Here is a 14,062-nt window from a genome sequence, read left to right on the forward strand (position 1 = left end):
GCGGTAACAGCCCCACCTTAAACCATCCAAGACAGGAGACGGCCAGCGGTTGCCTCAAGCAGGGACCAGAGCCGTCTTGCCAATGATAAGGATAGAGCATGCAAGAGCCTCTGAATTCCTCATACCCCGTCCTGCCGCTGCGCGATATTGTGGTGTTCCCACACATGATCGTGCCGCTCTTCGTGGGCCGAGACAAATCGGTCCGCGCGCTGGAAGAGGTGATGCAGGATGATAAGCAAATTCTGTTATCTAGCCAGATAGACCCGAGTGTCGATGATCCGGATGTGGATGGTATCTATCAGGCCGGCGTTCTGGCCAATGTCCTGCAACTGCTGAAATTGCCCGATGGCACAGTCAAGGTGCTGGTCGAAGGACAGGCGCGTGTGCAGATCACGGAATTCCTTGAAAACGATCAGTTTTTCGAAGCCCGCGCCGAGTATCTGACCGAAATCCCTGGCGATGTCACCACGACCGAAGCGCTGCTGCGAACCGTCGCGGACGAGTTTGAGCGCTACGCCAAGGTTCGTAAGAACATCCCCGAGGAAGCTTTGGCTGCCGTTGGAGAAACGACCGAGCCTGCCAAGCTGGCCGACCTCGTGTCGGGTCATCTGGGCATTGAAGTCGAGCAAAAGCAGGAACTGCTTGAGACGCTCTCGGTCAGCGAGCGGCTTGAGAAGGTCTATGGCCTGATGCAGGGCGAAATGTCGGTTCTGCAGGTCGAGAAAAAGATCAAGACCCGCGTCAAATCCCAGATGGAGAAGACGCAGCGCGAGTATTATCTGAATGAGCAGATGAAGGCCATTCAGAAGGAGCTTGGCGATGGCGAGGACGGCTCGAACGAAGTCGCCGAGCTGGAAGAAAAGGTCAACGAGACCAAGCTGTCGAAAGAGGCGCGCGAAAAGGCTGAAGGCGAGCTGAAGAAGCTGCGCAACATGAGCCCGATGTCGGCTGAGGCCACCGTCGTGCGCAACTATCTGGACTGGATCCTGTCGCTGCCGTGGGGCACAAAATCCCGCGTCAAAAAGGACCTGGGCCGCGCGCAGGACATTCTGGATGCCGATCACTATGGGCTTGAGAAGGTCAAAGAGCGGATCGTTGAGTATCTGGCGGTTCAGCAGCGCTCGAAAAAGCTGAAAGGCCCGATCCTGTGCCTTGTTGGTCCTCCGGGTGTGGGTAAGACCTCGCTGGGTAAGTCCGTTGCCAAAGCCACGGGGCGTGAGTTCATTCGCATCTCGCTGGGTGGTGTGCGCGACGAATCTGAAATTCGGGGTCACCGCCGGACTTACATTGGCTCAATGCCCGGTAAGATCATTCAGGCGCTGAAAAAGGCGAAAACCACGAACCCGCTGATCTTGTTGGATGAAATCGACAAGATGGGGCAGGATTTCCGTGGTGACCCGGCTTCGGCGATGCTTGAGGTGTTGGACCCAGAGCAGAACAGCACGTTCATGGATCACTACCTTGAGGTCGAATATGACCTGTCCAACGTGATGTTCCTGACCACGTCGAACAGCTACAACATGCCTGGGCCTCTGCTGGACCGGATGGAGATCATCCCGCTGGCCGGTTACACCGAAGAGGAAAAATCCGAGATCGCCAAACAGCACCTGATCAGCAAGCAGGTCAAGAACCATGGCTTAAAAGCCAAGGAATTTGAACTGACCGATGAGGCTCTGCAGTCGATCATCCGCACTTACACCCGCGAGGCGGGCGTGCGGAACCTCGAACGTGAAATCGCCAAAGTGGCGCGGAAGTCGCTGACCAAGATCATCAAGAAAGAGGCTGACTCGGTTACCGTGACGCCTGAGAATCTTGATGATTTCTTGGGAGTGCCGAAGTTCCGATATGGGCTAGCTGAGCAGGATGATCAGGTTGGTGTCGTGACTGGTCTGGCATGGACGTCGGTTGGTGGAGACCTTCTGCATATCGAGGCGCTGAAACTGCCTGGCAAGGGGCGGATGAAGACCACCGGTAAGCTGGGCGATGTGATGAAGGAATCTATCGACGCAGCCTCGTCCTATGTGCGGTCGATTTCGCCTCAGATCGGGGTGAAGCCGCCTCAGTTCGACAAAATCGATATCCACGTGCACGTGCCGGATGGCGCAACGCCTAAGGATGGCCCGTCGGCCGGTTTGGCGATGGTGACTTCGATTGTGTCCGTGCTGACTGGCATTCCAGTGCGCAAGGATATCGCCATGACGGGTGAGGTCTCACTGCGCGGGAATGCGATGCCGATCGGTGGTTTGAAGGAAAAACTGCTGGCGGCTCTGCGCGGTGGCATCAAGACGGTTCTGATCCCGGAAGAAAACGAAAAGGATCTGGCCGACATTCCGGACAACGTGAAGGAAGGGTTGGAGATCATCCCGGTCAAACACGTCTCGGAAGTGCTGAAACGGGCGTTGGTCGAGGAGCCCGAGCCCATCGAATGGGACGAAGCCGCAGAAGAGGCGGCGGCTGCGGCAGCAAAAGCGGCTGAAAGCTCTGGGCCGTCTGCAACGGCGCACTAAGACACAAAGAAAAAGGCGGGGCTGGTCCCCGCCTTTTTTCTATAGCCCGATAACTGGTTGTTTCGGGTCCAAAATTTCCTCTTCTTCGATGTATTTCTGAAACTTTTCGTCGGCCAAGGACGACCGGACAGCGATCATGAATATCCCCGTCGAGAACAGAATGCAGACCAGAATATCCCAGCCGAACGGGATGAATTTTAGAGCACCCTCTCCGAACTGGCCAAATATTGAGATTACACCGATGCCGACTAAATAGGGCATCAGCCAACGCGCTTCGGCCACGTCCATTTCATCCAGGCGATTGTGAAAGCGGATCAGCAACAAGATCATTCCGATGATCAACGCGACGCCCAAGCGCCAGACGGTGTCCCATCCGCTCCAATAAACGATCAGTGTCGCTATGGCGAAGGCTAGTGCGCCTACGAAACGGACAGCGGGGATTCGGATCGAGCGTGGGTGATCTGGCATCAGCTTTCTAAGGCATACGACAGCGATCGGCCCTACCGCGAAAGACAAGACAATTGCCGCCCCGTTCAATGCGATGACCGTGGTAAACGGGACCGAAAGCAGGAACAAAACTCCGATCCCGAAATTCAGCAAAAGCGCCCAGAGAGGTATTCCAAAAGAAGACAACTGCATTATTCGATGAGGAAGAAAACCGTTCTTTGATAGGGCCAAGGCGATCCGAGCATTTGATCCTGTTGCAACAAGCCCGTTGCCGAACGGCCCTATGACTGAGCCGACATTCAATACGCTTAGGAACCAGACAATACCGACAGACATTATCACCGCATCCAGCGGCCCTTCACCGCCGAAGCTGAGACTGGACCAGCCTTGTGCAAGCGAGGTTGGATCAAGTGCGCCGATGAATGCGATCTGTAGTGCAAGGTATATGGCCGCACACATCACAATCGACAGGACCAGCGCGGCTGGGATGGCGAATTTCGGGTTGCGGACCTCGCCGGCCATATCGACGATGTGACGAAATCCGATGAAGGAAAAGATCACGCCCCCAGTCGACACCGCAGCCATGATGCCCTGCAGTCCGTATGGGGCGAACCCGTCGGGTTGGTTGAAGTTCTGAACCTCAAATCTGCTTGCGATCAAGATTGCTGAGAGAACGACCGGAATCGCTATTTTCGCCCAGGTTAGTGTGGCGTTGACACGTGTGAAGAATTTGACGCCTAAGGCATTGACGGCAACGAATATCAGCATGAAGGACAGAGCAACCAGCACGCCTGCGCTCGTCAGATCTCCGGTCTCAGCAGTGTGCAGCCACGGCGCATAGGGGGCCAGGTATTTCAACATCGCCTCAACCTCGATAGGCGCGGTGGTGTTGTAGCCGATCCAGGCCGTCCAACCCATTGCCATCGCGACGATGTTGCCATGAGAGAATTGGGGAACCCGCGCGATTCCGCCCGGGATAGGCAGCATGGCCGAGATTTCGGCGAAGGTGATGGCCAGAACAAACATGGCCACCGCGCCAATGATCCAGGACAGAACCGCAGCTGGTCCCGCGTGTTGCACAGCCAAGAGCGGGCCGAACAGCCATCCAGAGCCTATAATGCCGCCGACGGAAATGAAGGTCAGACCCAGTAGGCCAATATCACGCTTCAATTTGGCCATCTGCGTCAACCCTTTACACGGCGTATATCAAGGATACGCATGCGTCTTCTGACCTGACAAGCGTTGTCTGGAGATGGGAAAATAGGAGGTGGTGGGTGATAAGAGATTTGAACTCCTGACATCTTCGATGTGAACGAAGCGCTCTACCACTGAGCTAATCACCCATTGCCAGACGTCTTATCGCAGCTCATTCCCGGCTGCAAGACTTATAGGGGCGGGACCCCGGCCGGTATGCTAGCCGGGGTCGGAAGTTCTTTAGAGGCCGGGCAGTTTGTCCAGAACACCACGGCGTCCGAAGGTTGTGCCGCGTTCGTTGCCCAGGTTGATACGGACACCTGCGCCTAGGAACGGTTCAGTGCTGCTGGCGCTGCCGATGGATAGGTGCGCTGCGCCGAATTCGCCGTAGACCTGTGCGTTGGTGCCAACATTATAGGTCGCGCCAATCGAAAATGCGCTGACGTCCAAAGCACCTTCAATATCGTTTACGTAGTCGTATTTGCCGATCACAGTCCATTTCTCGGTGACGGCTCCTCCGGCCGAAAAGCCCAGGATCACGCCATCTGCGTCAGAGAATTTTTTCAGATCTTGAAAGCCCAGATACCCTTCGATCTGTGCAGGGCCTGCGCCGAAACCGGCCTCAACACCGTAGAATTGGAATGTCTCGTCTTCGATATGGTCCTGCCCGTAGAAAGCACCGAATGACGCGTTTTGTGTATGCAGATTGGCGTGCAAGGTGACGCTTGTGCCGTCAAAGTCCTCATCCTCGAACCGGTAAGCGCCGGCATCCAGCTGCAGGCTGAACGCACGGGAAAATGCCAGCTCGCCCGCGCCGTTAAGGTTGTAGACGTCGCCAAGATCGCTGTCTGTGAAGGTAGAATAGCCCAGGTCCACATATCCGCCGGTCACCTCGACGGCATATGCCGTGCCGGTCAGGAGAAGGCTGGTCAATGCACTGGTAGCAAAGATTTTTTTCATGTTGCTGCTCCGAATTGTGTTTTTGTTGGCGCGGGTCAAAATGAGACTAAAGCGCATGAATGTCTGGTTAGTTTTTATCGTTAAGGATGAGTAGGGGTTTGGCGCGATTTCAATATGCTGTTGCAGGTGGGGCACAAATGCGCGGACGCACGGGCCGCACCTCGAAGGATGGCCGAGGAGCGGCTGCAAACAAAAATCAGGCTTCTGGCAAAAAACTTTAAAACGCCGCTTGACGATGCGCGAGCGTAGCCATAATACACCCCAACGTTCAGCAACGAACGGGCAGCGGGCGGTTGTAGCTCAGTTGGTTAGAGTACCGGCCTGTCACGCCGGGGGTCGCGGGTTCGAGCCCCGTCAACCGCGCCATCGCTGCCAGACTTGGTCCAGTTTAAAGGCCACGAAAATAGATGCGCGGTTGTAGCTCAGTTGGTTAGAGTACCGGCCTGTCACGCCGGGGGTCGCGGGTTCGAGCCCCGTCAACCGCGCCATTTTCCCTCGAATGTTTCGAAAATCATAGGTATTTGACGCGAGGCTGGCGTTGTTTCGGGCTGATGTCAGTATGTGTAGGCAATAATCGGTGCGTTCACAGTTTGTTCTAACTTTTCTGTTGGAGACTCAGCGCCGCTCGCCTATCTCTGAGGGACGTGTTTGTTGGGGGCCAGAATGGCTGAGCTGAAGAATATCGAGGTGCGCGGCGCGCGCGAGCATAACCTCAAGAGCATTGACGTGGATATCCCGCGCGACCAGCTGGTGGTGATCACCGGGCTGTCTGGCTCGGGTAAATCCTCGTTGGCCTTTGACACGATCTATGCCGAAGGTCAGCGCCGTTATGTCGAAAGCCTCTCGGCCTATGCGCGGCAATTCCTCGATATGATGGAAAAGCCGGATGTGGATCACATCAGCGGTCTGTCTCCGGCGATTTCGATCGAACAGAAAACCACGTCAAAGAACCCGCGCTCGACCGTTGGAACGGTGACCGAGATCTATGACTACCTGCGGTTGCTGTTTGCACGTGCGGGGACACCTTACAGCCCTGCAACTGGTCTGCCGATCGAAGCACAGCAAGTGCAGGATATGGTCGACCGGATCATGACGATGGAGGAGGGTACGCGCGGCTACCTGCTAGCGCCCATCGTGCGCGACCGGAAGGGCGAATATAGGAAAGAGTTTCTTGAACTGCGCAAGCAGGGCTTCCAGCGCGTAAAGGTGGATGGTGAGTTCTATGAACTGGATGAACCGCCGACGCTGGACAAGAAATTCCGCCACGATATCGACGTGGTTGTGGATCGTCTCGTCGTTCGCGAGGGGATGGAGACGCGACTGGCAGACAGCCTGCGCACCGCTCTGGATTTGGCTGATGGCATCGCAATTCTGGAAACTGCGCCGCGCGAAGGGGATCCCGAACGGATTACTTTCAGTGAGAACTTTGCCTGCCCGGTCAGCGGCTTTACGATTCCCGAAATCGAACCACGCCTGTTTTCTTTCAACGCTCCGTTCGGGGCCTGCCCGGATTGCGACGGTCTGGGGGTTGAGCTGTTCTTTGACGAACGCCTTGTCGTGCCGGATCAGACACTGAAGCTGTATGACGGGGCCCTGGCACCGTGGCGAAAGGGCAAATCTCCGTATTTCCTGCAAACCATTGAAGCCATCGCGCGCCACTATGAGTTCGACAAGAACACGCCGTGGAAAGACCTGCCCAAGAAGGTGCAACAGGTGTTTCTGCGCGGCTCTGGGGATGAGGAAATCCAGTTCCGCTATGATGAGGGTGGGCGTGTTTATCAGGTGACACGCAATTTTGAAGGCGTCATCCCGAATATGGAGCGTCGATACCGTGAGACCGACAGTGCCTGGATTCGAGAAGAGTTTGAGCGCTACCAGAACAACCGTCCTTGCGGCACCTGCGAAGGCTACCGTCTGCGCGCGGAAGCCTTGGCCGTGAAGATCGCTGGCCTCCACGTTGGGCAGGTAGTCGAGATGTCGATCCGTGAGGCTCTGGCTTGGGTCGAGGACGCGCCGAACCATCTGAGCGTTCAGAAAAACGAGATCGCACGAGCGATTTTTAAGGAGATTCGTGAACGCCTCGGATTCCTGAATAACGTGGGTTTGGAATACCTTACGCTGTCGCGTTCAAGTGGCACGCTGTCCGGTGGTGAAAGCCAGCGTATACGTCTCGCCAGCCAGATCGGATCGGGTCTGACCGGGGTACTCTATGTTCTGGACGAGCCGTCAATCGGCCTACACCAACGGGACAATGATCGCCTGCTAGGCACTCTGAAAAACCTACGAGATCAGGGCAATACGGTGATCGTCGTCGAACACGATGAAGAGGCCATACGTGAGGCCGACTATGTGTTCGACATCGGCCCCGGAGCGGGCGTCCACGGTGGGCAGGTGGTCAGCAAGGGAACGCCGGCCGAAATAACAGCCGATGCGGCCTCGGTCACGGGGCAATATCTGGCTGGTACGCGAGAAATTGCGGTGCCTGCCGAACGGCGCAAGGGCAACAAGAAAAAGCTGACCGTGGTGAAAGCGACGGGCAACAACCTCAAGAACGTGACGGCCGAGTTCCCTCTGGGCAAATTCGTCTGTGTGACCGGCGTTTCGGGTGGGGGCAAGTCGACGCTTACGATTGAGACGCTGTTCAAAACGGCCTCGATGCGCTTGAACGGCGCGCGCCAGACGCCTGCGCCCTGCGAGACGATCAAAGGCTTGGAGCATCTGGACAAAGTCATCGACATCGATCAGCGTCCCATCGGGCGGACTCCGCGTTCGAATCCAGCGACTTACACCGGGGCGTTCACGCCGATCCGCGACTGGTTCGCGGGATTGCCCGAGGCCAAAGCGCGTGGCTACAAGCCCGGGCGGTTCAGTTTCAACGTCAAGGGCGGTCGATGTGAGGCGTGTCAGGGCGACGGTGTCATCAAGATCGAGATGCACTTCCTACCCGATGTCTATGTCACCTGCGAGACCTGCAAGGGCGCGCGGTACAATCGCGAGACGCTGGAGATCAAATTCAAAGGCAAATCCATCGCCGATGTGCTTGATATGACAGTCGAAGACGCGCAGGAGTTCTTTAAGGCCGTGCCATCGATCCGCGATAAGATGGATGCTCTGGCGCGTGTTGGGCTTGGCTATATCAAGGTCGGTCAGCAGGCGACTACGCTGTCCGGAGGTGAGGCGCAGCGGGTCAAACTGTCGAAGGAGTTGTCGAAACGTTCAACCGGGCGGACGCTGTATATTCTGGACGAGCCAACGACGGGTCTGCATTTTGAAGACGTACGTAAGTTGTTGGAAGTGCTCCATGAACTGGTCGATCAAGGGAACACGGTTGTCGTGATCGAACACAATTTGGACGTCGTGAAAACCGCGGACCACATCATTGATATCGGCCCGGAAGGTGGCGATGGCGGTGGTGAGATCGTGGCGACTGGGACACCGGAAGAGGTGGCCGAGGTCGAGCGGAGCCACACCGGGCGTTACCTCAAGCCAATGCTTTCAGGCACCCGTGTCGCGGCTGAATAGGCTGCGACACGGTTTTTTTTGCGAGGCTCTGCCTCGCGCTCCGGGATATTTTTAGCCAGATGAATGAAGGATCCTTGTGCCTTATTCTCGGCTGCGTTTTTCAAATCTGGGCAGCATGGCTGAGAAGTCCTGGCCCAAACCACCTTCGGTTTCAACGAACTGCTGATAGAGCGCAGTAGCGGCTTGGCCCATCGGGGTGTCGGCATCGGCGCTTTCGGCAGCTTGCTGGCTGAGGCGCAGGTCTTTCAACATCAATTCGGCGGCGAAGCCCGGCTGATAGTCATTGTCAGCAGGGCTGGTGGGGCCAACGCCGGGAGCGGGGCAATAGGCGTTCATGGTCCAGCTATAGCCGGAGGAGGTGCTGACCACGTCGAACATCTTTTGCCGGTCCAGACCCAGTTTGTCGGCCAGAGCGAAAGCCTCGCAGGTTGCGATCATGGTGACGCCGAGGATCATGTTGTTGCAGATTTTTGCTGCCTGTCCAGCACCGGCCTCACCGCAATGCACGGCTTTTTGACCCATGATTTCGAACAGGGGGGCGGCTTTGGCAAAGGCGTCGGATGATCCGCCAGCCATGAAGGTCAGGGTACCGGCCGAGGCTCCTCCGATTCCGCCGGAAACTGGCGCGTCCACGGACAGAAGATGCGCAGCGATGGCTTGCTCTGCCACGGCTCGGGCGCTGTCTACATCGACGGTCGAACAGTCTATCAACACCGCGCCCTGTTGCATGGCCGGGATGATCTGGTTGGCAACCGCGCGCAGGATGTCGCCGTTCGGCAGCATGGTGATGACGGCATCGGCACCCGAGACGGCCTGTGTTGCGGATTGCGCTTGCGTCACGCCATCAACGCTTACACCCGCCGTGTCGAAACCCGTCACCTGATGCCCGGCCTTCGCAAGGTTGGCCGCCATCGGTGCGCCCATATTGCCCAAGCCGATAAAACCGATTTGCATCTCTTAATCCTCCTGAAAAGTCAGTGCGTTTGCGCCAAGCGGTTGCAGCATTTTCGACACCGCAACAGCGGGTACTTTCATATCCGGGTACTGCCAGCTTGGGCTACGATCTTTGTCGATGATCAGCGCGCGGATACCTTCCATGAGATCTCCGTGTTCCAGGGCGCGATAGGTGAAGCGGTACTCCATATCCAATGCACGATGCATGGTCAGGGACGGGCCGCGCAGGCGGTGGATCATCTCAACCGTGCAGGCCATGGAGAGCGGGGAATGCTGACCCATCATGTCCAGCGCTTTCGACGGGAAATCAGTCTCTTCTGAGCGAAGGGTGATGAGGATATCCTCGAGCGTTTCGCCTGCAAAATGCTGGTCGATCTCGGGTTGCATCTGTTGCAGTTTCCCGTCGGGCGCGGGTTGGGCGTGATCGGCGACAAGCTCGGCATTGCCCGAAGCTTCGAGTAATTCGATCAGGTCCGGCCAGGTGGCCTGAGGGATAAAGTGATCTGCGAAACCGGCGTAAATGGCATCCGCCGGTCCCATCCGGAATGCGGTGAGGCCCAGGTATTCGCCAAGCCGCCCAGGCGCCAATGCCAACATCAACGAGCCGCCGACATCCGGAACCAGTCCGATCGCGCATTCCGGCATTGAAATTTTCGAGGTCTCTCCGACCACGCGATGGGTTCCGTGGCAGCCGATGCCGACACCGCCGCCCATTGTGAAACCCTGCAGAAAGCTGATGATGGGTTTGGGGTACGCGAAGATCAGCGCATTCAGGCGGTATTCATCGCGCCAGAAGGTTTGCCCTTGTGAGAAATCCCCTGCAAGTCCAGTTTCATATAGTTTGGCAATGTCGCCGCCTGCGCAAAAGGCTTTGTCGCCCTCGGCGTCGATGATGATCAGGTCGACCTCGTCGTCTTCGCGCCAGTTGCGCAGCGCGGTGTCGATGGCCATGCACATCTCATAGCTTAGGGCGTTCAAAGCCTTTGGGCGGGTCAGGGTGATGCGCCCGGCGCGACCGGTCGTGCGAATGTCGATGTCAGGCATGATCCCCTCAGGTTCCGGCCAGCAGGTGGCGCGCCACGATCACGCGCATGATTTCGTTTGTGCCTTCGAGTATCTGATGCACCCGCAGGTCGCGCACAAGCTTTTCGATGCCATAGTCGGCAAGATATCCGTAGCCGCCATGAAGTTGCAGGCATTGATCCACGACATTTGAGCCGGTCTCGGTCACGAATTTCTTCGCCATTGCGCAGAATTTCGACGCATCCGGCGCGCCTTGATCCAGTTTCCAGGCGGCCTGCCGCAGGAAGGTGCGCGCGGCCTGCAATTCGATCTCCATATCGGCCAGGCGGAATTGCAGAGCCTGGAACTGGTCGATGGATTGCCCGAATGCCTTCCGTTCCGACATATATTGCAGGGTCATGTCCAACCCGGCCTGCGCTGCGCCTAGGGAGCAGGAGGCGATGTTCAGACGTCCTCCATCAAGGCCCATCATGGCGTATTTGAAGCCGTCCCCTTCGGTTCCAACCAGATTGCCCGCTGGGATGTTGCAATCGTCGAACTGGACCTGCGCTGTGGGTTGGCTTTTCCAGCCCATTTTCTGTTCCAGCGCTCCAAAGCTGAGGCCAGGTGTGCCGTCTTCGACATAGACGGTCGAGATTCCTTTTGGACCTTCCGTGCCCGTGCGGACCATGCAGACATATGCATCCGAATACCCACCACCTGAGATAAAGGCCTTTGTGCCGTTCAGAGTGTAGCCCTCGTTCGTGCGCTCAGCCCGCGTCTTCAACGCGGCGGCGTCCGAGCCGGAGCCGGGTTCGGTCAGGCAATAGCTCAGCACTGTATTCAGGCTCAGCACATCGGGCATGACCTGTGATTTCAGCTCATCACTGGCGAAACTGTCCAGCATCTTGGCGCACATATTGTGGATCGACAGGAACGCCGCAACAGAAGGGCAGGCCATGGACAGCGCCTCGAACACGAGGGTGGCGTCCAAACGGCTGAGGTCGGCCCCGCCGCTGTCTTCCGAGACGTAGAGCGCGCCAAAGCCAAGCTCTCCGATGCGCGGCCAAAGCTCTTTGGGGATTGTGCCTTCGGCCTCCCACTGGCGGGCGAATGGGGCGATGTTGTCCTGCCCAAATCCATAGGCCATATCGAAAATGGCCGTTTGTTCCTCGGTCAGCCCGAAATCCATTGCGCACCCTCCCACAGGCAAAGAATTGAACGATTGTTTATTTCGCAATCGTTACAGAACTATTTCAGGATGAGCAATCCTGAGAGCTGTTTGAGTGTAAAGTTCGCTAGAGGTCCGCGTGAAACTCTTCGATCAGATGGCGGACAACGGCTTGGCCTGGGTCTTCGCCCTTCGCGACAGCTTCGGCATGGACGCGCCGTTGGCGGGTGGCCGAGGTGCCTGTCTCGGCAATCTGACGCAGGCGGGCGAGTTCGGTCATGGTCCCCAACGCCTCAGCATCTTCAGCCAACATTCCCATGAGTTCGCCGATCAGCTCGGCCATGGGTTTGATCGACCGATCCCCAAAATCAATCAGCCCTTCGCCGACCCCATAGCGTTGCGCACGCCAGCGGTTTTCACCGATCAGGAAGCGGTCATACTGTCGCCAGCGCAGATTGCGGGCCTTGAGGCGACACAGCATACGGGTCAGCGCCTGCACGAGGGCGGCCAGAGATAAGGTGTGCTCAAGCCGCGGCTGGACGTCCATAATCCGGGTTTCCAGCGTCGGGAACCGATGTGAGGGGCGCAGATCCCACCATATTTTCGAGGTGTCTTCGATCACGCCCAGTTCGACCAGGACGCCGGTTGTGCGTTCGTATTCGCTCCAACTGTTGTAGACCGGCGGCAATCCCGTACGCGGTAGATTGTCGAACACGGTCAGGCGATAGGAGGAAAGCCCCGTATCCTCGCCATTCCAGAACGGGGAGGACGCCGAAAGCGCCAGCAGATGGGGTAGGAAGTAACTGAGTTGCGGCATCAGGTCTGCGCGTAGGGCCGGGTCCTCGACCCCCACATGCACATGCATCCCGCAAATCAGCATCCGCCGTGCAACGCCGCCCAAAGCGTGTTGCAGCGCGTCGTAACGCTCTTTCCGTGTGTGGTGCTGTTTTTTCCAATCTGCAAACGGATGGCAGGACACGGCGATCGGGCTGAGGTTATACTCGGCGGCCCGCTTTGAAACACAAGAGCGCAGACGCCTGAGATCTTCGCGCGCGCTTTTGACGGTCGTGTGTGGACGGGTACCAACTTCGATCTGACACTGCAGGAATTCAGGGCTTACCTGCCCTTCGAAATCGGCCTGACAGGCTTCCATCAATGCGGCGGGGGCCTCGGCCAGGTGCAGGCTGTCGCGGTCGACCAGCAGGTATTCTTCTTCAATGCCGATCGTGAAATCTTGTTGCATGGGCCTACCTGCCGTTTTCCAATGCAATCAGTGAATACGTAAATCAACGTTTTGCCAAGGGTTTGCCGCTGCGCCGCTTGCGGAGCGACCGCAAGCGGCGCTAAGGAACGGTTAGCAATGCGATAACGGAGCAGGCCTCGTGAAACCCAGAAAATTCCCGCAGATCAACGCAGCCCTTGATGAGCTAGGGGTGAAGCTGGTCGACAAGGTGACCGAACAGGACGAACGCGCCCGGCTGAAGGCGTTCGAGCGGGCAGGCGGGCTGGAGCGCCCCGCTTACGCGCTTTCACCAGGGATGGAAGGCTTCGACATCGCAGAACTGGTCGCCGAATACGGCCAGTACAAGGAGGCGCTGGAGGCCCTGAAGGACCCAGCCCGGAACCAGACGGGATACCAGCTGGGCAATGGCTACTATGATAGCCCCGATGCTGACGCTCTGTATTTGATGATCCGCAGGTTCAAACCGAAACGCGTGATCGAGGTTGGTTGCGGCAACTCAACCCGCGTGACACGGCAAGCCATTCTTGACGGAGGGTTGGACACGCAGATCACAGCCATCGACCCGTACCCGCGCGCAGATATCGCGCATGCGGTCGATGCGTTCGAACAAAAAAGGCTTGAGGAGGTAGATCCGGCTCTGTTCGAAAAGCTTGAGGCGGGGGACGTTCTGTTCATCGATTCCAGCCATGTTGTTAGGATGAGCAATGACGTCGCGCATCTCTTCTGCCGCATCATTCCGACGCTAAAACCGGGCGTTGTCATTCACGTGCATGATGTTTTTTTACCTTACGAATATCCCAAGCGTTTTTTCTACGACTGTCCAGGTTGGGGTGAGCAGTACATGTTGCACGCCCTTCTGCAATCTGGAGCGTTTTCAATGCTTTGGCCGGGGTACTATCTGCAACAGGACCGCCCCGATGCGTGTGACGCGCTACCGTTTTTGAACGATGGCCGGGCGCAGAGTATCTGGGTGCAGATCAAAGAACAGTGATCCTAAAGTGATCCGGTGTGAAACATGCGCCGTAAACCTTTCCATAACAAGCTGGAGAGGAGAAGACAGCC

9 protein-coding genes and 3 tRNA genes are annotated in these 14,062 nt (G+C 57.2%); 5 read left to right on the plus strand and 7 right to left on the minus strand.

Annotated elements, in window-relative coordinates; translation table 11 throughout:
- Positions 1–98: 98 nt before the first annotated feature.
- Entirely contained in the window at positions 99–2,507 is a 2,409-nt protein-coding gene (gene lon, locus ACRZ95_RS00140; RefSeq protein ID WP_170675968.1) for an endopeptidase La, read from the plus strand.
- Positions 2,508–2,546: 39 nt separating this feature from the next.
- Here the strand turns inward: lon and ACRZ95_RS00145 are convergent, their stop codons facing one another.
- The 3 genes from ACRZ95_RS00145 to ACRZ95_RS00155 form a co-directional block, all read right to left on the minus strand.
- Entirely contained in the window at positions 2,547–4,133 is a 1,587-nt protein-coding gene (locus ACRZ95_RS00145; protein ID WP_170675969.1) for an APC family permease, read from the minus strand.
- An 89-nt stretch (positions 4,134–4,222) separates the two neighbouring features.
- Positions 4,223–4,297: transfer RNA gene (locus ACRZ95_RS00150), tRNA-Val, on the minus strand.
- Between the two features lie 91 nt (positions 4,298–4,388).
- Positions 4,389–5,108, minus strand: a complete 720-nt coding sequence (locus ACRZ95_RS00155; protein ID WP_170675970.1) for a porin — start codon at positions 5,106–5,108, stop codon at positions 4,389–4,391.
- A gap of 289 nt (positions 5,109–5,397) precedes the next feature.
- Between ACRZ95_RS00155 and ACRZ95_RS00160 the strand changes: the two genes are divergently transcribed.
- The 3 genes from ACRZ95_RS00160 to uvrA all read left to right on the plus strand — a co-directional run bounded on the left by ACRZ95_RS00160 (position 5,398) and on the right by uvrA (position 8,630).
- Positions 5,398–5,474, plus strand: a tRNA-Asp gene (locus ACRZ95_RS00160).
- A 45-nt stretch (positions 5,475–5,519) separates the two neighbouring features.
- Positions 5,520–5,596, plus strand: a tRNA-Asp gene (locus ACRZ95_RS00165).
- A gap of 175 nt (positions 5,597–5,771) precedes the next feature.
- Positions 5,772–8,630, plus strand: coding sequence for an excinuclease ABC subunit UvrA (uvrA, locus tag ACRZ95_RS00170; RefSeq protein ID WP_170675971.1), 2,859 nt, complete (start codon positions 5,772–5,774; stop codon positions 8,628–8,630).
- An 81-nt stretch (positions 8,631–8,711) separates the two neighbouring features.
- Here uvrA and mmsB read toward each other — a convergent pair whose 3' ends face one another.
- The 4 genes from mmsB to ACRZ95_RS00190 form a co-directional block, all read right to left on the minus strand.
- Entirely contained in the window at positions 8,712–9,584 is an 873-nt protein-coding gene (mmsB, locus tag ACRZ95_RS00175) for a 3-hydroxyisobutyrate dehydrogenase (RefSeq protein ID WP_480554354.1), read from the minus strand.
- Positions 9,585–9,587: 3 nt separating this feature from the next.
- The gene (locus ACRZ95_RS00180) at positions 9,588–10,628 is read right to left on the minus strand and encodes an enoyl-CoA hydratase/isomerase family protein (RefSeq protein WP_480554356.1); all 1,041 of its coding nucleotides are present in this window, start codon (positions 10,626–10,628) and stop codon (positions 9,588–9,590) included.
- A gap of 7 nt (positions 10,629–10,635) precedes the next feature.
- Entirely contained in the window at positions 10,636–11,778 is a 1,143-nt protein-coding gene (locus ACRZ95_RS00185) for an acyl-CoA dehydrogenase family protein (RefSeq protein ID WP_170675972.1), read from the minus strand.
- A gap of 106 nt (positions 11,779–11,884) precedes the next feature.
- A complete protein-coding gene (locus ACRZ95_RS00190) occupies positions 11,885–13,000 on the minus strand; it encodes a carboxylate-amine ligase (protein ID WP_170675973.1) in 1,116 nt (371 codons plus the stop codon).
- A 139-nt stretch (positions 13,001–13,139) separates the two neighbouring features.
- Between ACRZ95_RS00190 and ACRZ95_RS00195 the strand changes: the two genes are divergently transcribed.
- Positions 13,140–13,991, plus strand: coding sequence for a class I SAM-dependent methyltransferase (locus ACRZ95_RS00195; protein ID WP_170675974.1), 852 nt, complete (start codon positions 13,140–13,142; stop codon positions 13,989–13,991).
- Positions 13,992–14,062 lie beyond the last annotated feature (71 nt).

This window comes from Ruegeria sp. AI3, assembly GCF_056541245.1.